We start from the raw sequence: 20,035 nt of genomic DNA on the forward strand, positions 1-20,035 counted from the left end.
ACCTGGCCGATTTCAGTTTCACGGCAAAAACCAGATCAACTGACACTCCCCATAGTTAAGCCTTACTACAAACATTTCTAAGTGCTCCAACCCAATCGCCAACCTCGACTCCGGTTGCTCGTTTAAGCTTACTGCCATCAAGAACTGAAAACGCCGGTCGTTTGGCAGGTGTTGGAAATTCAGCTGAAGATATCGGAGTAATTGTTGGCGGCGAGAAATCTGCCGATAGCTCATTGCAAGTGTTAAAGATCGCCTGAGCAAAATCATACCAACTACAAGGCTCTCCCCCACAGTAATGGTAAATTCCATTCTCAGGTTGTCGCAGCGCCAAGTTAGTTAAGGCAGCCGCAAGATCGCCTGCATAAGTGGGCGTACCAATCTGGTCATTAACTACCGAAAGGCTATCCCGCTCACGCCCGAGTCTGACCATCGTCTTCAAAAAGTTACTGCCGTATTCGCTGAATACCCACGCCGTACGAACAATGATATGCCGTTGGGCTCGCTGGGCTTCTCTTTCACCTGCAAGCTTACTCTTGCCGTAGACCCCCATTGGATTGACAGTATCGGTCTCGAGATAGGGTCTTTTTGAACGCCCATCAAAAACGTAATCGGTTGATACATGAATGAGAAGAGCGCCTACAGTATCTGCCGCCTCCACTAAATTAGCCACAGCATGCGAATTTGCGTTGAAGGCATGGTCGGGCTCAGCCTCAGCCTTATCAACGGCAGTATAAGCAGCCGCATTAATAATTACATCGGGCTTTGCTCTCGCTACAACTTGGTCAACGTCCGATGCACGAGTTATATCAAGGTCGCTACGACCTACGGCTAGCCATTCATGCTCGGTGTTAGCAAGTGCGTCTTGCAGACACTTACCAAGTTGCCCGCTGGCTCCTGTAATCATTATTTTCATGATTCACAAAACTCCCTAAAACTTGGCGCTTTAGCGTCCTTATCAGATAGCTTGATATTGAGCCCCTCTGGCCATTCAACACCCAAGTCCTGGTCATTCCAGGCAATGGCTCCCTCGTCCGCAGGATCATAATAGTCTGTGCATTTATACTCGAAGTCCGCCGTCTCGCTCACAACAACAAAGCCATGGGCAAAGCCAGGCGGCACCCAAAACTGGCGCTTATTTTCCCCACTCAGATAAACACCTTCCCAACGACCAAAGGAGGGCGAATCACGCCGAAGATCCACGGCAACATCGAAAACTTCTCCGTGCACCACGCGCACAAGCTTCCCCTGCGGTTTCTTTATCTGGAAGTGCAAGCCCCGTAATACTCCTTTTCTGGAGCGTGAATGATTGTCTTGCACAAACGGAAGGTGAATGTTGGCAGCGGAGGCATACCTTTCCGCCTGAAAGGTCTCCAGAAAAAAGCCCCGGTCGTCTCCAAACACCCGGGGCTCGATGACCACACAATCCTTCAGGCCTGTGGAAATAACCTTCATAACTGCTCCTTTGCCAATCGTAATAAATACTGCCCATAGCCGGTTTTAGCCAAACTCTGCCCCTGCTGAGTAAGCCAGTTTGTAGTCACCCACCCGTTTCTAAAGGCGATTTCCTCCAAGCAGGCAATTTTCAAACCCTGGCGGTGCTCCACCGTTTGGACAAAATGCCCTGCCTCTATAAGTGAATCGTGAGTGCCGGTGTCCAGCCAAGCGAACCCTCGTCCAAGCAAGCTCACATTCAGGTCACCCCGCTTAAGATAGGCATTGTTTACATCGGTGATCTCAAGCTCTCCCCGGTCTGATGGAAGAGTTTTCTTGGCGATTTCTACAACATCATTGTCGTAAAAATAAAGACCCGTCACCGCATAATTCGACTTCGGCTGCTTCGGCTTCTCCTCAATGGACAAAGCCTTACCGTGACTATCAAACTCAACTACACCAAAACGCTCAGGATCAGTTACGTGGTAACCAAACACTGTGGCGCCGCGGTTACGGGAAGCTGCCTCACGTAGCATCTGGCTGAAGCCATACCCATGGAAAATGTTATCACCAAGAATCAGGCATACATTATCATCTCCTATAAATTCTTCTCCGATGATAAATGCCTGAGCCAAGCCATCCGGAGACGGCTGTTCGGCGTAACTCAGTTCGACACCAAATTCAGAGCCATCTCCCAATAGCTTGGAAAAGTTTGGCAGATCCTCTGGCGTTGAAATTATGAGAATTTCCCGGATACCCGCTAACATCAAAACTGACAACGGGTAATAAATCATTGGCTTATCGTAGACTGGTAATAGTTGCTTGGACACCCCAAGTGTGATGGGATGAAGCCGGGTGCCAGAACCTCCTGCAAGAATAATTCCCTTCATGCTTTCGCTCCCATGCGGCCAAGTTGATAGTCTCCATTTAATACCCGCTGCCACCATTCCGGATTATTCAGGTACCACTGCACCGTTTTGCGAATTCCGGATTCGAACGATTCCTCAGGCACCCAACCAAGTTCCTGCTCAATCTTGCGAGCGTCTATCGCATAGCGCACGTCATGCCCCGGCCTGTCCTTCACAAACGTGATCAGATCCCGGTAATGCTTCACACTGGAAGTAAGCGCCAATTCGAGGTGGGGATAGTCACCAGGCGGTGCTATTTCCTGCAACAAATCGCAGACCGTTTCCACCACCTCTAGGTTCTTCTTCTCGTTGTGACCGCCAATGTTGTAGGTCTCCCCCAACCTGCCCTCAGTGGCAACCTTAACCAATGCACGAGCATGATCCTCAACATACAACCAGTCACGAATCTGGGAGCCATCGCCGTATACAGGGAGCGGCTTACCAGACAGCGCATTCAAAATCATGTGAGGAATGAGCTTTTCCGGGAAATGGTATGGTCCATAGTTGTTGGAGCAGTTCGTGATCACAACAGGGAGACCATAAGTTCTATGCCAGGCCCGAACCAGATGATCAGAACTGGCTTTAGAAGCTGAGTACGGTGAACTCGGCGCGTAGGGCGTTCTTTCGGTAAATAAGTCTGTTGTTCCCTCTAGGTCACCATACACTTCGTCTGTGGAAACATGATGGAAACGAAAAGCGGATTTTGCGGGCTCATTCAGGCCTGACCAATAACGCCGAGATGCTTCGAGTAGAGTATAGGTGCCAACAATGTTCGTGTGTATAAATTCCGCTGGGCCATCAATAGAGCGGTCGACGTGACTTTCTGCGGCCAAGTGCATGATATGCGTGGGGTTAAGCTCGAAAAACACCCGGTCGACGGCCTCCGCGTCACAGATATCAACCTGTTTAAAACAATAACGCGGCGACTCAGACACTTCATGGAGAGATTCCAGATTCCCTGCATAAGTAAGTTTGTCCAGATTAACTACGTCATGGGGAGTATTCTTAACAAGATGTCGAATCACGGCCGAGCCAATGAAGCCCGCCCCCCCGGTCACAATAATCGTTTTCTTCATTAATTTATCCAAAACACTGAGACATGTTATTTGAGCGCGGGACGAAATTATTTCTTGAAAACACCCACTAATTTTTCATCTTCGACAACCAGCAATGAGGTAATGCCTCGCTTCTCCATTAGCATCAAAGCATCCTCAACACGAGTACCGGCAGAAACCATTACAGGATCCCGACTCATTAAATCAGCCGCACACTTTATGAAAACATCGGCACCATGACGCTCGATCGCCCGGCGAACGTCACCATCGGTTATGACGCCCCAGCCCTTTGGGTGCTCAACAATAGCTAACCCCATGCTGCCGCGTGTCATGGCATGAATCACATCCAATACCTTTGCTTCCTCACCGACCATCGAAAGATCGCTTTTGATCATTTCATCTTCAACGCGGCTTAGTAGCCTTCGGCCAAGTGAGCCCCCCGGGTGAAAACGTGCGAAGTGTTCGGGCTGGAAATCCCGGGCTTTCATGAGAGTAACTGCCAAGGCGTCTCCCATAGCCATGGTGGCAGTTGTGGAGGACGTAGGTGCCAGTTGGAGCGGGCAAGCTTCCTCTTTTACTCTGATGTTCAAATGGGCCTCTGACGCCTTTGCCAATGTCGAATTCGAGCTTCCCGTCATGGCAATTAAATAATTGCCATTGTTTTTTAGGAAAGGAATCAACTTGACCACTTCGTCGGTTTCACCAGAGTTGGAAATGGCAATGAATATGTCGTCTGGCGTAACCATACCCAAATCGCCATGGTAGGCTTCCCCAGGATGCATGAAGAAACTGGGCGTACCAGTACTTGCCAACGTGGCAGCAATCTTTTTTCCAACAATACCTGACTTCCCCATACCGCAAATAATCACGCGGCCGCTCGAGGAGAGAATTCGCCCCACCGCCTCAGAAAAGGATTCGTCAAGCCATTCGCCAAGCTGAGCCACGGCTTGAGCTTCAATAGCGAAGACACGCTTGGCGATTTCGGTATAGTCCATAGAAGGTCATTCCTTACTGTTCAATAGAGTTTCGATTACGCGCTGAACGTCGCTAGGGGTATCTACCCCGTGGGGCGGCGCTGAATGCCACCTCATCATGCTGATTTTCATGCCCAGCCACAGCGCCCGGAGCTGCTCGAGATGCTCAAGCTGCTCAAGCCGGCAGACCGGCGTGTTCGTAAAACCCTGAAGACTCACATTCCGATAGGCATATATGCCGACATGGCGGGCAAAATCGGCCAAAGGCCACGCGTTAGGGTCGCCATCACGGCAGAAGGGAATCGGCGAGCGGGAGAAGAGCAAAGCATCATTCTTCTGATCCATCACCACTTTCACAATATTGGAGTCGGTAAGCTGCTCGCGAGTGGTCAACGGAACCGCAACGCTGGCTATCTCCAACTCTGGGCGCTTGCGGCAGAAGGCGACAAAAGCCCGCAATAATTCCAGGGGTATCAGAGGTTCGTCTCCCTGGACATTAAGAATGATGTCCTCAGCGGGCCACTCCATCAAACGAGCTACTTCCGCAATGCGATCGCTGCCGCTGTCGTGCCCTACGTCTGTCTCTACAAAAGGAATTCCATGAAATTCCAGAACTTCAACGATACGCGGGTCGTCGGTAGCAACCACTATGTCTGCATCGGGCAAGGCTATTTCAACCCGTCGAAAAACCCGAACGATCATGGGCTCTCCCGCGAGGTCAACCAGCGGCTTACCAGGCAAACGAGTCGAAGCAAAGCGCGCCGGTATAGCGACCCTTAAGCCAGGTTGTTTACTGTTGTACATCGTGCGTGCTCCATTTATTTAGCAAAGGAGCGTAGGCCTCCTCAAGCGTGAGGCCACCAAGTTGCAGTAGGTGCTCTGCCACTTCACGGGCAACACCCTTACCGCCCTTAGTTCGGGTAATGTGGGAGGCTTCCCAACGAACCAGTTCATGGGCATCCGCTGGTGCATAGCTAAGCGCCGCTCGCCTTATTACCGGCAGGTCAATCACGTCATCACCAACAAAGACAATCTCGCGATCATCAAGACACAAGTCGCGTTTTAGCTGCGAATAAGCTCTTAACTTGTCGCTCCGACCGGTAATTGCAAGGTCCAGCTTGAGTTGACTTACGCGATAATCAAGAGCGTCACTCGCCTTGCCCGAAAGCACCCCAGTGGAAATACCGTGAGATTTCAGCAAAGCCACCGCTACTCCGTCCTTGGCGTTAAAAATCTTAACCTCTTCACCAAGTGCACCCAGGTGAAGACTGCCATCAGTTAAAACTCCGTCTACGTCAAAAAGTACAAGCCGAATTCCTCCCTGATAGACGTTCTTCATCATCAGTCAACTCTTATTTCAGGCAGATTTTTCACCACGTCATCGATGACCTTTATCTGGTTGAGGAAAGGCTCCAGCCTGTCAAGAGGGAGTGCACTTGGGCCGTCGCAAAGAGCGCGTTCCGGAGCTTCGTGAGCTTCCAGAAACAACCCAGCCAAACCTACCGCCATGCCGGACCTTGCAAGTTCAGCCACCTGGCGCCGACGCCCACCGGACGCTTCACTTCCAGCCTCGCGACGCTGAAGACTGTGGGTAACATCAAAAATAGACGGGCACCCGTCAGTTGCTTCAAACATCTCACGGAAACCGAGCATATCGACCACAAGGTTGTCATAGCCAAACTGGCTGCCACGCTCGCAAACGATAATGTTCTCGTTCCCTGCCTCACGAATCTTCGACGTAACATGCTTCATTTGCGACGGTGAGAGAAACTGTGGCTTCTTGATGTTGACTGCACGCCCCGTTTTCGCAATAGCCACCACCAGATCGGTCTGGCGGGCAAGAAACGCTGGTATTTGAAGCACGTCGACCACTTGAGCAACTGGCTCAGCCTGCTCGATTTCGTGGACATCCGTAATGAGCGGGCAGCCAAAACGTTCCTTCACTTCCTCAAAGATCCTGAGCCCCTCTTCGAGCCCAACACCGCGGAACGATCTGATCGAACTACGATTTGCCTTATCGAAGCTAGCCTTAAAAACAAAGGGAATGCCCAGCTTCTCCGTGACTTTTACATAGTGCTCTGCAGCGCGCAGAGTGGAGTCCATTTCTTCTAACACGTTAATACCGCCAAAAAGGACAAACGGCAGATTATTGGCGACCTGAACTTTATTAGTTATGTGAACGACACTCGGGTTAACTTTCATGAATAATTCCCACACCTAAAGACAGAAAATATTTACAAACATTTAACAACGCTCCCATCGCCCAGACTCGAAGTCGAAGCGCTTCACTACTCGAGCCGGCACACCTACTATGACGCTATGACTTGGAAATTCTCCCCGAACAACAGAATTGGTCCCAACGACACAACCTTTGCCAAGAACTGTTCCGGCCTGTATCCGTGCACCAAACCCAATGAAGCAATTTTCGCCAATATCTGTTTTCGAGTGGATAAATGGCTGATTGATTACCGAAGTCATTGGATCTCCATATTCGTGATCGATATCAGTAATCATCACATCACCAGAAATAATTGTTCCTGAGCGGATATGAAGATCGTTCAGACAAGTAACATGAAAGTTCTGACCTATAGTTACATTTTCATGTATAAAGAGCCTGCCATTTTCGTGACATTCTGCACGCAATCCAGGAAAAATACGCACGCGACTACCTATTTTCATACGCCTGGGCTTCATTAAAAAAACCGGACGGCCAATATAGCTTGGTAACCCAAAGCTCCCAAAAATACCCTTGTAGAGGATGGCCCTTATTGCCCAAACCAACTTATATAACATATGCACGATATCCAGACTCTTTAGATCGGAGAAACTTTATGTTTTCTTCTGTTTGACGCGTATACAACAAGCCGAACCAAAATCCAGCCAACCAACAGCAGCACACCTGCCTTGAACATGATATTAACGTTATATGCCATCCAACGAGGGAACGTAAAAAATAGAAAACTGACATAAACGGAAGTCAGATAATCAAAGCGAGACCTCTTCATCAACCAACCCAAGAAAAAACCCATAATAACGACTGCCACTACCCGACCCCAAACGAAAAAACTTACCCCGGGCAAGCCACCATTACCGGGAATTGGAATATAGCTCATTGCTGCAAAGTTTATGTAAGCTGACTTATCAACCATCGAAGATGGTAAGAAAATAGACAATGCAGTATTCACAACCGATTGAAGACCAAAAATGAGATCAAAAATACCTTGTTCACTCAGCTTCATATAAGCGGCAGACGAATAAATTACACCACCCTGATTATTCCGCATTGCGCCGTGATCACCAATATTTAATAAAACGTTAACCATCGATTGACCCGACTCTCCAACTCTATATATCGCAAGAGCGGACAACATGAAGAATCCTATGAAAAAGATAAGTGCGACTGCCCTCAAATTCTTTGGTCTCCAGAATAAAAGAAGAATTGCAAACGCAACCATTGATGCAGGCAACCTTTTCCCGAAATAGAGAGGCGTTATTACAAACATTAGTGACATGAATAACAAGGAAGCCTGGCGCAATTTTTTGTCACCAGAGTACGCATACCCTATTATGATTAAAATTAAAACGTACTCGAACAATATCGAGGAGCTGCTTTCCTCATAATCGTAAGACTGCTGAAATATACTGCCATCAATAGAGCTCACGGCCACAACCAAAGAAACTATCATTGCTAAAATGCAGCCCCAAAATATGATTGAGCTATTTCGACATGGGTATTGTGAGATTAAAACTGGAGTCGTATCGCGCATGCCCAAAAATATGCAAACAAGGAAAAGCCCTTGAGCGGAAAATGCCTTTGTTATCAACCTGTCGTTTACGTTTGAGGAAAAATAATGAATATCAACATTCAAACCTAATGCCAACACCCAGAAAAGGGGGTATGTTAATGAAAATAGCAATAAAAACGCCAACTCAGGAGAATTTTTGAATTGAAACAGCTTCCAGATGTGAAAAAAAATAAGTATTGCCGGCACCGCGATTGTTGAGCCTGAATAATTGCAGTCCAACATTAAACTAATCAGAAAGAAAGAGCTGCAAATAAAGTTAACAAATAAACTTGACAAATATTTCACAATCAAACAGCCCAAATGTATAAGGCAACGACGAAATAGCCTAAAAAGGAAGAAAAAATCGTAGCGGGGTGCGCAAGGCTAACATTTTCGCTAAGGCGAATGTATATTGAAAGAAATAAACGCAATGTAAAATAAAATAAACCAGCAAGTGCAGCCACACCAGTTAAAGAATATACACTAGCAACAAAATATTTTAGGACAAAGAATAGGAGCATTAAAGAAACGACCACACTTAGGGTCAAACGCACTTTCCCATTAATTTGCAAATATTCCAACGCTGGGCCGTGTGCGCTCGAAAACGCCAGCCCAGCGGACAGTATCAAAGCCGCTTCGGAAAAATTTGAATCCGCGTTCCCAAGAAATACCTCTAAAAAAGGCGCTATCACTGCAATGGCTAACACCGATATACACGATAGGAGGAAAGTACGTGTTTGAAGACTTTTTAATTGCTTATTCTTCTCGGGATTACGAACCATCCCATAAAGAAATGGCTCAGCTGTCTTAGACAGCGCCATAGCAGGAAACATCGCAGTTACGGATAGCATGAAAATTAGATCGTAACTACCCGCGCTTTTTACCCCCATCACAGCGTTTACTAACAAAACATCCAGTCGGTCTACAGAAGCCATAATCGCAACCGGTAAACCAATAGCCAACATGCCTCTAAAATTCATGCGGACTGCGGCCAAAGGAGAGCCAATTCCACTAACTGAAAAATGCTGTATATTTCTCCGTATCCGGAACAGTGATACAGCTTGCGCCGCAGTCATCGCTAAAGATGCAGCTAGCGCACCTGGCCAGAGAAATGAACATCCGATCAAAAGCGGCGCACGTGTTAGTCGCTGCGTGAAATTAAGGTCAATCTGAGCCAAAGCCGGATCACCCGTGTGGCGCCAGATTGTGTTTGCTACGTTGTAGGCAATAGTAAGAGGTATTATTGCGATGCTTGCGTAATAAATGCCTGCGGGTATAGTACCGTCAAATATGAATTTCGAAAGCAACGGATAACTTACACTAAGCATGAAGAGACCAGTTGCTACAATGAAAATCATCGTTACCAAAGCACGCGACACAGGCAAAGAGTCACCGCTTTCCCTCTGAATAATACTGCTGATCAGTCGTTCTCCACCTAATGCAAGCAGAGGAATCATCAACGTAGCAAAGTTCGAGCCAACACGGAATTGGCCGAACTCCTCGGGATCCAGAATGCGCGTCAACCAGAGAGTAGCACCCAGCATCAGCACGCTACCAAAAATATTAGAGAGAATGCCGAAATAGACTCCCTTTAAATTCATGCTCAGGGGGGATTTATTTGCCAGCACGGTCTGTAATCTGCTGAGTTAAGATCTTGGCAATGGTTTGTGGCGCGCTCAATTCTGCATCCAGGTAATGTCCATCAATAAAGTACTTTGCTCTCATTTCCGCAAAGATGGAGGAAGGGCTGCGGCCACCGAGTCGTGACGCCAAACCGTGCTTGGTTAGATCAGTCAGGGATTTTTCCAAACAGGCTTCAGTCTGTGCACGCTCAACCCCGGGAAGGTGGTCATAAAAGGCATTTCCCAAAAGAATTACTGGTATCTTGCGAATATAGGCGTCCAAGCCAGTCATAGAATTAACGGTAACAACGACGGATGCGTCTGCTAGATCCTCGCTCAGATCTGAGTCTGACAGTGCAACGCGATCATTGCTGGAGAGCAGTTTATACATTTCAGCGCTGTAGCGCCGCCGATACAGCGGATGTTCTCGTACACGGACGCGAGATCCAAGACGTGAACTAGCACGCAAAACCCACGTTACTAGATCGATGTCTCTTAGCTCCATCGGGTTGTGGTGAATGTTGTTGGCATCATCTGGCACCTGCAGTGCCACGAGAATCTCAGTTGAGTCGGACCGAGCATTCCGGCGCCCATGCGCAATACAATTAGAATAGTCAGCCTCAGATAATTTTCTTAAAGGCATGGTGTCCCACTCGGGGGGCAGTCTACCAAAAAGTCGAAGAATTCCTATTGCAACGTAGTCGCTGCCTCGAAACATAGGATTCTTCTTGAATTTTAGCTGCTTGGCTGCCGTTTCTGGATCATATCCCTCGCCAGTCAAGTTGGCTGCCGCGCGGCGAAAAGAACAATTTGCGTTTACACCTCGTCTATCAAAGATGGTGGTACCATTCGGCCCTTGCTCAAAATAGAAACGCTTGCCCTCATACCCAACTTGGTCAAGGTGATACTGCAAGGCCTCACAGGCAATACGAGTGTCACCGGAGAAAAGCACCGCATCAGGACGAAACTCACCCAGAATTCGCTCCATTGTGCCAAGGTAATTCCGTGCGCGCTTACGCAAACTGTGCTTGTAGCCACTTCCGAACCGCGCTCCTGTTACGGCATGATAATGCGCAATCTTATCAAGATCGGCATCGCCTACCTCCCTTTCAGCAACATAGGGTTTACGAACCTCCAACGGCAGCAACCGCACATTGCGTCCCTTTACCTTCATGTATAGCCAGCCGCTGGGGAAAATGGCTAGGTGCAAGAATTCCGCGGCTGAGTCTCGCTCTTTTACCGCATCTTCAATTGCACAAAAAAACCTGGCAAATGTGTCGTAGTAGATAATGCTCAGATATTTCATTGGAATATATGATCTACCCAAGAAGAGACGGAGTATTTGTTGCGAAGTGAGGGTTTGAACGGCTGAGCTTCACGGTATAGCCAATCATCATCAATATGCGGTCTCTGCCTATCAACCAGAAGCACAGAGTAAGGGTCGTAGAGGTCGTAGTTTTTCACATCCGCATTCGTGGTAATCAGTTTGCGCTGCGCACCCACCGCTTCGATAGTGCGCATGGTCAGACCCAACTGGTCAGGACGGTTCACATCGACCACAGCCCGGCTCTTAGCGATGTGGTCAACCACGTTGGCAAGTGTCATCCCTGTGAAGCTGACGTATTTACTTCCAAAGCGACGGAAGCCGGGATCCAACAAAGCTCTCAAACGATATAAGTGTTTGGAAGGATAATAACAAAACACAAAAACCTTGCGGCCACGAGCCTCCAGGCTATCGATAACCTTTTCAAGAACCTTATAGCGGTCGGTATGAATAGTGCCGATGAAGCAGGCATCGTATACCGGCTCTCCATCCCATTGCGCAGAACGTTCGAATTCACGACCGTAGAAAAGAGGCAGAAACTGCATCTTGTTATTCTGCTCAACATCGGAACGGTCGAAGGAGAAGACTTGATCAAATTCGCCCAGAACCCTGCGCGCATTGGGGTTGTAATTCATTGAGTCCCATAGATAGAGACTCATTCTTGCTTTGGGCTGAGCCTGACGTAATAGACGCAGCATCTGCAGTGAAATGGCCTCACCGCGCACGATCAATACATGGTCGTATGATTGGCTTCGAGTGGATTCGATAATGCTGTTGTAATACCTCTCGGTTTTACGCGCCAGCAGGCGTCGATCCACGCGAATTAACGCTTTTGTCCAGAATCCGTTGTCTGGTCGGTCGTTGAAGTAATCGACTTCCGCGCCCTTTGCCTCGAGCTCTGCCTGTATAAGCTTCTCGTAACCAAAGAACATCGGGGCAATAAACAGCACCCGCTTTCCGGCCAAATTCGATTCACCTTCCATCACTTCAGCAAACCCTTTGCCCGTAACTCGTTTACGGAACGCTCGTAACCGGAATCGCTTATTTCCTGAGTTTTCACCCATTGCGCGAAAGCCTTAGCACCTTCGGCAAATGTTGTTCTTGGAAGGAAGTTCAGATCGCGTTTTACGTTCGTAAGGTCAGCAATATTATGGCGAATGTCACCAATACGGAAATTACCGGAAACCTTGATCTCGCCACCGCAACCGTAGTTTGCCTTAAGCGTATGGGCAACAGTCAGAACATCAGTCTTCTCACCGGTGCCAACGTTGTAAGCCCGCCCCGTTACTCTTGAATCAATAGCGGCGACGGTAGCCGTTACCACATCGTCGATAAAGACAAAGTCCCGGCTCTCCTTGCCATCCTCAAAAATGTTGACGTCTTTACCCTGCAGTAGCAAGGTTGAGAAGATCGATAGAATTCCGGTATATGGATTTTTCAACGACTGGCCAGGGCCGTAAACATTCTGATAGCGCAGCGCTACTGCGCCGATGCCCAGAGCTGCACCGGCCGTCAGAACAAGCTGCTCCTGCACTTGCTTGGTAATACCATAGACCGACGAGGGATGAATTCGAGACGCTTCATCGGTGGGGACCGGAGTTGCAATATCGTTGGTTTCTGGGTCTCGACATTCGAAAACCCCGTTCTCCAAGTCTTCGGATAAACGTGGACCGGGATAAACAAAGCCTTTGGTGCCTCGATACTTGCCTTCACCATAGATTGCGCGAGAAGACGCCACCACCAATCGCTTCACAGAGTCGCTACCGGCTTCTTTCTTCGCAAGCATATCAAGCAGAAGGGACGTGCCGTGCGCATTTACATCCACATATCGATCAATCTCGTACATCGATTGGCCGGTGCCAGTTTCAGCAGCCAAATGGACAATAACATCCTGCCCAGGGAGGACCTTAGCCCAGTCATCTCGATTGCGAACATCCCCAATCACCAGCCGAGCCGATGCCGGTAAACGATGGAGAAGCGCAGAAGACTGGGGATCTTCTCCATGAATCTGTGGCGACAAATTGTCGAGAACAGTAACCTCGTCACCACGATCATCAAGTGCATTCGCCAGCGCTCCACCGATAAAGCCAGCACCGCCAGTGATTAGAACTTTCATTAAAATAATCTCTCTCTATGAATCGTTGGTTTTGAGTTTTTAAGCCCGAAGGAACTTACTTTTCAAACAGACATCATGCCTCAATGTGGCAAATAGATTAGACGCTTGAAAATCAGGCTATCAATTAGAAAAGGAATGGTGGTCAAGAATCTAATAGGCAGATTTGATCAGGAAACAACGGTCTTTTCTTCTGTTCTATATTTATCCGAACGCAGGAAAGCACTCACGAATACCACAAATACGCCGAGCATCCCGCCCAGCACAGTAGATACCATGATAATTAAGACTCGTTTGGGTTCTGCCTCGTCTTCGGGCACAACGGCCGGATCGACGGTTTTGAAAATGTACTCACTCTGTGCGTTCGCCAACATAACGGTGCGGGTTTCGTTTTCAATGAGCTGATAGAACACTTGTTGCATGCCCGCTATATTGGTTTCGCTAAGTTTGTCTTCTAGATACGCTATTCGTGCTTCGGCCTCTTCCACGTCTTGCTTGCGCATATGCTCGTTAATATCATGCACAAGCTTTTCTGCCCACTGCTTCGCAAGGACCGGTGAGTAGTGCTTCACTCTGATGGTGATCATGCCAGCGTCTTTAGCTTCGCTCACAGTAAAATGGTCTTCCCTGAAGGCTTCAACCATATCCCAATCGGTCGGTTCGTGAGTTTCACCATCGCTGTCTATCAGCCACTCGCCCCTTCCTGGATCGTACTTGTTTTGGTCATAAACCAACTCACCACTTTTCTCATCCCATGCTTCCGCAGCAATCAATGGCACTGCCATATTGTGACGACGGAAGAAGTCGGCAAGAAAGGCACGGGATTTCAACACTTCTTTTGCTATAGCTGTCTGGTTCGCGCTGCCACCGCCAAGGTTGATTCCGGCTAAACTAGCCAAGCCACCAAACTGACTTGCAAGACCGCCTAAACCGCCACCTTCCTCTTGTGCCGGCGCAACGAGAACACTTGATTGATAAATATTTGGACTGAACATAGCGTATCCGATGCCAGCCGCTGAAAAGAGCAATGTGAATGCCACGATTACCCATTTCCCTCGCCAGAGCGTGGAAAAAAGCTCGCGGATATCTATCTCTTCCTCAGGGTAGTAACGAGGTTCAACTCTCTCTGCCATTACAGATTCCCCACAGCTGCAGCACCAAGCGCCATCTGGTAGACGATCTGGCTTACATTGGTCCAGAGCTCAAGTTGGTTCAGGCGATCTACGTCGATCGGCATGATAATGGTATCCCCCGGCTCCAGTTGCTGACTTCGGCCGCCAAACCAGCGGCTACGATCTGGAAGCATAACTGAGCCGTCTGCCTTAACAACATATACCCTGTCTTCATCGGCTTGGCGGGTAGGACCACCTGAGCGCCCAAGATAGTCATCCACGGTGAGACCTGCCTGGTGGAGATGACTTGTAGGAAACTGAACCTCTCCGAACACGGAAACCGACTGAGGAATCGTGGGAACTGTAAGGCTGTCTCCATTCTGCAGGCGGATGGACTGGTAGGCCTCGTCATTCACCACAGATGCAAGGTTAATCACCATACGACCAATTGGCCGGCTGTTTTGAACATCCTCCAGCAGATCTTCTACTTGCTGGATGCGCTGGGTGGTCTGTCCGCCGAAGCTATCGCCCTCCAATTGGACTCCAAGCAGATCACCTTGCAGTCGTTCCTCAGCTTCGCGTAGACGCTGGGCCTCCAACCGGCGAAGCTTTTCCCGTGTGAACACGGCACCGCGTGGGAAGGCATTGTCTGTCAAACCACCTGCACGCTTGAGTACGTCTGTTAGCGTTTCGCCATCTCGGAACGTGTATTCACCCGGATAACGTACTTCGCCCTGAAGTGTAATGGTGCGCGTTTTTGCAAACTCGGGTATGGACTTGATCAACACCCTGTCCCGGCTTTGTAGCTCGATGTTGCTTCGCCCGGCCATGGCATCCGCGAGATTCACGTTCAGTATGCGGGTTTGGCCCACGCCATTATCACCCACTATGTAGCGGGCAACTTCTGCCTGGTAAAGGGATGCGGAGTCCTTCAGGCCGCCGGCCACAAAAATTGCGTCTTCCAGGCGTTGTGTTGCTGGCAGCGGGTATTCTCCGGGGTAACGAACGGGGCCACTGATGGAGATGGTTTGCTGCGGGTTCGCGGGGCTCGCCTGAGCTTTCAGTCGCTGTATAACACGCTCAAAAAGCTTATCGCGTGTGTAAGTTTTAGGGCCCTCTTCGCTACCTCTCGTGAGGCGCGAATCTTTCCCTGCATTGGAGAAGAACAACAGCCGATCCTTTTCTTTCAATTGCAGGTCGTGTTGGCTTCCCGGGTTCTGCACGGCGTCTCTCAACCTTAGGTTCAAGACTGAAATCGTGTCGTCTTGCGGGTCTGTGCGTACAATCGCTGCATATTGTTTATCGGCGATGGGGCGCAAATCTGCGTCCAGATTTTTGATTAATGAGCTGACGCGCATACCCGGAATCCAGGCGAACTTGCCGGTTCGGGCCGCGGCCCCCTGAACTTCCACATACTGGCCGGTAATATCGACAATTGAAGGAATCGTTACTCTGTCACCGGCCTGAATTGCCGCCTTAAGACCTCTCTGGCTGGTGTAGTCCGCCTCCGCGATGATACGCAGGAAGTCCTTGTTGGTACGCTCGATGTTGATGCGTTGTGGATACGCCTGCGGGGTAAGTCCGCCAGCCATTTTTACCAATTGCGAAAGCGTGCCTTCACCGTCCAGCTCATAGAGCGCGGGCCGGTAGACTTCACCCTCAATCCCTACACGTTTGCCAACCGTCGGAATGAAGATTACGTCTCCCGGCTGCATGCGGCTATCACTTCTGCTGTCGCCTTGCAAAAGCAGATCGTACAAATCAAGCGTGCCCAGCAGTTTACCGTCGCGCTTGTGCTGAACATTTCGCAATGACCCTGTTCTTTTTATTCCACCTGAAACATACAGGGCGTTTGTGATAGTAGAAAGTGAGCTGACTGTGTAGGAGCCAGGATTGCGCGCCTCGCCCAACACAAACACTCGCATACTGCGCAGTTCACCCAGAGAAATGCTCGCCTGTACGCCAATGTACTGTTCAGAGACACGCGTTCTGATTTGTTCCCGGGCCTCATTAAAACCGAGGCCGGCCACGCTCAGTGGGCCAGAATCCGGGAAGCTGATGGTGCCATCGCGGCTGACAGGCAATTCCAGATTCTGGTTTTCCTTGCCCCACAGCTGAACACGCAGCACATCACCTGGCCCGAGGGTGTAATCTGTTGGCACGGGGATTTCAGTGACCGGCGCAAAGGTACTCGGGTCACCGGCAAACAGGTCATATCCAAAGGGCTTTAAACCATTGTTCTTTTCAGCCGCCTTTTCATCTTCTTCGCGTTCTTCGGCCGCTTTGTCCCTTTCCTGATCGGTAATCTGGCTAACCGGTTCCACTACCTGAACAGGTTGCGGACGACTGGCAGCCTGATTTCCCCCGGTCAGGGCGTCAAGATCTACACCGTATTGCCTGGCGAGTGCTTCCTGCTGGGCTTTCGGCAGGCTTTTAAACTGTTCAATCTGAGCGGGAGTAATCGACTGTGCGTAACTGCTAAGAGGCAGCACAAGGAGCATCGCAATAAGAAGTTTTTTAGCCGTCACTGGTTAAATCCAAGCCTGTAGAATTTGAATTAAAAGCGGTACTTCCAGGAAGCAGAGAAAGACCAACGGTCTTTCTCACCACCGAGAAGCATAATTTTTTTATCGGTTAGCTGAAGGTTGAGATCCAGCCATCCGCCAAGCAATTCATTGCCATAACCGAGATTGGCGATGGTAGTTTTTTGGGCACCGTCCGGAACGTTATAAAAAACCTCATCATCGGGCTGGCTCACACGGTTACCACCGTCTTTATTAAGGTTGGCGTAGGTTAAAGTGGCACTCAGGTTACTTCCATCCTGAAGGAAATTGAGTAACCCCACAGACAGCACCTCGGCATCTGCATCGAAGGTGGAGCCAATCGCCCTGCCGTAGTATTGGTATCCAGTGGTGTAATTGAAGTGGTTGTAGGCATAATCAGGCCTAGAGTCCCCAATGAGATCCTCGGCCAGCGTGTTGGTGAATTCAACGAACCACTGCTGATCTGAACTGAGAAGCCGTGTTGTCCAGTCAACGCCAAATAGCCATGATTTCCGGGAAGGCAGGTAACCGGCCTCATCTTCCCCCATCATCTGAGCGTAGAGTCCCATCGCCTGCTCTCCAAGTGGGAACCCGTACCGAACATCAACTGAGGCTATCTGGTTGCCGGCGTCGTCTTCGCCAGTCTCGCCCTCATCTACCTCAATGTTATCTTTACCAATCAACGCATCCCATACCGTGGAAAAGCCCTCCGGCCTTCCTTCCCCACCAAACATAATGATTCGGGAAAGCCCGATTTCGAGCCGTTCAATGGGCACAAAGGTTACCCTCATACCTATCATTTTTGCATCGGGGATGGCGCGTTCTTCTTCCAACTGCCCCAGAAACAGGCTCAACTTCCAGGGGCCGATCCATGAGAGCAGATCCGATTCCGGTGCCAGGCTGTTTTTTCTGTCAATCCATACGGCTGGAATGGGCCTGGCGTTGTTAGAGAGAATCATGGTGGATTGCCAACCCGGGCCCCACCACCGGTCGATAGCCCCAACACCGAGCACCCAGTTCCCTGCCGTTGCGGCAACGTAAGAGCCATCAAGCCTGGACTCCTTGCCATCGCCAGGATCTGCGACTGCCGATGGTGAAATCCCTGCTGCCCAGGCTTCGCCCTGCCATTGAAGCGTTGCGGTAAGCTGGCCTTCCTCCCGGGGCAGATCGTGGAAGCCACGGAGGAAGGCTGGATCGTTGGCGCCCTCAAGCTTCAGTTCTCCACGGAAACCAGTTTTCGCCTGCTGCTCCCTCTCAAACCCCAAATAGGCGCGCTGAGTGGCCACCGAGCTGTCACTGCTTTCATCCAGCCCCTGCTCCAGATCTGCCCAATTGATTGGCCAGGTGGCTGTGGATGCATCGAGGTGACCACGGTCGGACAGTTTCTGGATGGAGTGGCGCGCCCGCGCGTCTCCGGGCCCAAGCCAGGGGGCCGCAAAAGCTTGCAACGGGGCTGCCAGAAACACACCCGCAGACAGTATTGTTATTACACGTCGCATTGATTCAAGCCGAAAAGGTCTGGTTAGTAGATGTCTTTCGAGATCAGTGTTAGCGGCGTTTTGATGAGAATCTTGACGTCCAGCCACAAGCTCCAGTGGTTGATGTAATCAAGGTCGAGCTCTACCCGCTTCTGCATCTTGTCGATGGTTTCTGTTTCTCCACGGTATCCGCTTATCTGTGCCAGCCCGGTTATTCCCGGCTTGATGCGGTGCCGCGCCATATAGGCAATTATTTTATCGGAATAGTAGTCATTATGGGCAATAGCATGCGGCCTGGGGCCGACGAGGGACATATCCCCTTTTAGCACATTGAAAAGCTGCGGCAGCTCATCGATTGAGGAGCGTCGCAGGAATCTTCCAACCGGCGTTACCCGGGGATCGTGCTTGGTAGCCTGCTTTACTTTCTGATCGTCGTGCATACGCATTGAGCGGAACTTCAGCACTTCGATAATGTTGCCGTTCCAGCCATGGCGCTTTTGCCGGAAAAGAACCGGGCCAGGAGATGACAGTTTAACAGCCGCGGCTACACCCAGCAGCAGCGGGCTAAGAACCAAAATCCCCAGCAACGCAAGAGTTCTGTCCATCATTGACTTGAAAAAGGCACTGCCTGGATAGGAGGTAAGCGGACTTTCATTGAGATTGATGGCCGGCATTCCACCGAGATTGTAAATACTGTGGTTCAGCAGTTTCAGATTGGCGAAATCCGGCACCCAGACTACATCAACACTGGCATCGAGAAGGTCAACGTACAGACCTTCAATCTGGTCCGTTTCCCTGGCGGGTAGTGCAATGTAGACGCGGCTGACGCGGTTATCGCGGAGAATAGACCGTAACTGGCTGACGGCTCCGAGAGTCGGGAAATAAGGTGTTTGAGCGTTTCCCTCGTGTGGCTCCTCGTCGTCCAGGCAGACCATGCCTAACATACTTTCCTTGCGCTCGTGACGAAGCTTGGTTGCCAACGTAAGTGCGATATTGCCACAACCTATAATGACCGAAGCATTCGCGAATCGATGGCGTTTATCCATTCTACGGAAAACCTTGTGCATCGGTACGAACGCTAGTGCCTGGAGCCCGAAGCCACCAGCAACCCACTGAAGTATGACTTCCCTGGAATAGCTCTCACTGATTTTGGTTACAAACGCGATGAACGCCAAAATGGCAACCAGCGTTGACCATGCAGCAAGGATTCTGGCGATACCAACCAGATAGCCACTTCGAATACTGTACGCACGGAACACGGCAAAAAGAGGAATGGCCAGCAGCGAGGAAACGACTGCAAGCATCCTGTAGTGTGAAGCTACATCTCCACCCGCTTTTTCAACTGCAAGCCAGATGAGTAGGCTGCACTGAATAAACGTCGCTACAGCCCATTGCGCCCAGAAGGCGAACTGAACGCGGCCACTGGCCTGAGGCGCCAGAGGAAACTCATGAGTTCTCTTTTTTAGCGACACTCTGTTCAAACCCTCAACAGGTATTTGAAATCGGGACATATCATTCATTTAAGCTGGCATCTCTCGAGCACGCTACCGCCCCACCGACCAGGGCCCAGTGTTTTAAGGTCATAGGATAAGATTGTCTGAAAAGCGACAGGAAACACGAACAAAAGAAGGGGACGACTGACTCCCAACTGTATCCCTGTCGGTAGATGAATGAACTGTTTCAGAAGCGT

At 49.8% G+C, this 20,035-nt stretch carries 18 protein-coding genes; all 18 read right to left on the reverse strand.

Annotated elements, in window-relative coordinates:
* Positions 1–55: 55 nt before the first annotated feature.
* The 18 genes from rfbD to BM035_RS07315 all read right to left on the reverse strand — a co-directional run bounded on the left by rfbD (position 56) and on the right by BM035_RS07315 (position 19,865).
* Complete coding sequence (rfbD, locus tag BM035_RS07230) at positions 56–913, reverse strand: dTDP-4-dehydrorhamnose reductase (protein ID WP_092030921.1); 858 nt, start codon at positions 911–913, stop codon at positions 56–58.
* The gene (rfbC, locus tag BM035_RS07235; protein WP_092030923.1) at positions 910–1,452 is read right to left on the reverse strand and encodes a dTDP-4-dehydrorhamnose 3,5-epimerase; all 543 of its coding nucleotides are present in this window, start codon (positions 1,450–1,452) and stop codon (positions 910–912) included. Before rfbC ends, rfbD begins: the two co-directional genes overlap by 4 nt.
* Positions 1,449–2,321, reverse strand: a complete 873-nt coding sequence (rfbA, locus tag BM035_RS07240; RefSeq protein ID WP_092030924.1) for a glucose-1-phosphate thymidylyltransferase RfbA — start codon at positions 2,319–2,321, stop codon at positions 1,449–1,451. The genes rfbC and rfbA overlap by 4 nt, the downstream gene beginning before the upstream one ends.
* Complete coding sequence (gene rfbB, locus BM035_RS07245; protein ID WP_092030926.1) at positions 2,318–3,415, reverse strand: dTDP-glucose 4,6-dehydratase; 1,098 nt, start codon at positions 3,413–3,415, stop codon at positions 2,318–2,320. Before rfbB ends, rfbA begins: the two co-directional genes overlap by 4 nt.
* Positions 3,416–3,462: 47 nt before the next feature.
* Complete coding sequence (locus tag BM035_RS07250) at positions 3,463–4,389, reverse strand: KpsF/GutQ family sugar-phosphate isomerase (protein WP_092030928.1); 927 nt, start codon at positions 4,387–4,389, stop codon at positions 3,463–3,465.
* Between the two features lie 6 nt (positions 4,390–4,395).
* A complete protein-coding gene (gene kdsB / locus BM035_RS07255; protein WP_092030929.1) occupies positions 4,396–5,172 on the reverse strand; it encodes a 3-deoxy-manno-octulosonate cytidylyltransferase in 777 nt (258 codons plus the stop codon).
* A complete protein-coding gene (locus tag BM035_RS07260; protein WP_175497357.1) occupies positions 5,159–5,710 on the reverse strand; it encodes a KdsC family phosphatase in 552 nt (183 codons plus the stop codon). The genes kdsB and BM035_RS07260 overlap by 14 nt, the downstream gene beginning before the upstream one ends.
* Positions 5,710–6,570, reverse strand: coding sequence for a 3-deoxy-8-phosphooctulonate synthase (gene kdsA, locus BM035_RS07265; protein WP_092030931.1), 861 nt, complete (start codon positions 6,568–6,570; stop codon positions 5,710–5,712). Before kdsA ends, BM035_RS07260 begins: the two co-directional genes overlap by 1 nt.
* Positions 6,571–6,612: 42 nt before the next feature.
* A complete protein-coding gene (locus BM035_RS07270) occupies positions 6,613–7,161 on the reverse strand; it encodes an acyltransferase (protein WP_092030933.1) in 549 nt (182 codons plus the stop codon).
* 20 nt (positions 7,162–7,181) lie between these two features.
* Positions 7,182–8,360, reverse strand: coding sequence for a hypothetical protein (locus BM035_RS07275; protein ID WP_092030934.1), 1,179 nt, complete (start codon positions 8,358–8,360; stop codon positions 7,182–7,184).
* Between the two features lie 101 nt (positions 8,361–8,461).
* Complete coding sequence (locus tag BM035_RS07280; protein ID WP_139216024.1) at positions 8,462–9,781, reverse strand: lipopolysaccharide biosynthesis protein; 1,320 nt, start codon at positions 9,779–9,781, stop codon at positions 8,462–8,464.
* A complete protein-coding gene (locus BM035_RS07285; RefSeq protein ID WP_092030937.1) occupies positions 9,768–11,081 on the reverse strand; it encodes a capsular polysaccharide export protein, LipB/KpsS family in 1,314 nt (437 codons plus the stop codon). Before BM035_RS07285 ends, BM035_RS07280 begins: the two co-directional genes overlap by 14 nt.
* Positions 11,078–12,085: a hypothetical protein gene (locus BM035_RS07290; protein WP_175497358.1), complete on the reverse strand. Its 1,008-nt coding sequence runs from the start codon at positions 12,083–12,085 to the stop codon at positions 11,078–11,080. Before BM035_RS07290 ends, BM035_RS07285 begins: the two co-directional genes overlap by 4 nt.
* The gene (locus BM035_RS07295; protein ID WP_092030941.1) at positions 12,082–13,215 is read right to left on the reverse strand and encodes an NAD-dependent epimerase/dehydratase family protein; all 1,134 of its coding nucleotides are present in this window, start codon (positions 13,213–13,215) and stop codon (positions 12,082–12,084) included. Before BM035_RS07295 ends, BM035_RS07290 begins: the two co-directional genes overlap by 4 nt.
* 167 nt (positions 13,216–13,382) lie before the next feature.
* On the reverse strand, positions 13,383–14,345 hold the full coding sequence (locus tag BM035_RS07300) for a Wzz/FepE/Etk N-terminal domain-containing protein (RefSeq protein WP_092030942.1): 963 nt from the start codon (positions 14,343–14,345) through the stop codon (positions 13,383–13,385).
* Entirely contained in the window at positions 14,345–16,852 is a 2,508-nt protein-coding gene (locus tag BM035_RS07305; RefSeq protein WP_092030944.1) for an SLBB domain-containing protein, read from the reverse strand. The genes BM035_RS07300 and BM035_RS07305 overlap by 1 nt, the downstream gene beginning before the upstream one ends.
* A gap of 29 nt (positions 16,853–16,881) precedes the next feature.
* Positions 16,882–18,366 (reverse strand): capsule assembly Wzi family protein, encoded by a 1,485-nt coding sequence (locus tag BM035_RS07310; protein ID WP_092030945.1) that lies wholly within the window; start codon positions 18,364–18,366, stop codon positions 16,882–16,884.
* A 23-nt stretch (positions 18,367–18,389) separates the two neighbouring features.
* A complete protein-coding gene (locus tag BM035_RS07315; protein ID WP_217646326.1) occupies positions 18,390–19,865 on the reverse strand; it encodes an undecaprenyl-phosphate glucose phosphotransferase in 1,476 nt (491 codons plus the stop codon).
* Between the last annotated feature and the right edge of the window lie 170 nt (positions 19,866–20,035).

Source organism: Marinobacter sp. DSM 26671 (assembly GCF_900112835.1).
Classification (GTDB): Bacteria; Pseudomonadota; Gammaproteobacteria; order Pseudomonadales; family Oleiphilaceae; genus Marinobacter; species Marinobacter flavimaris.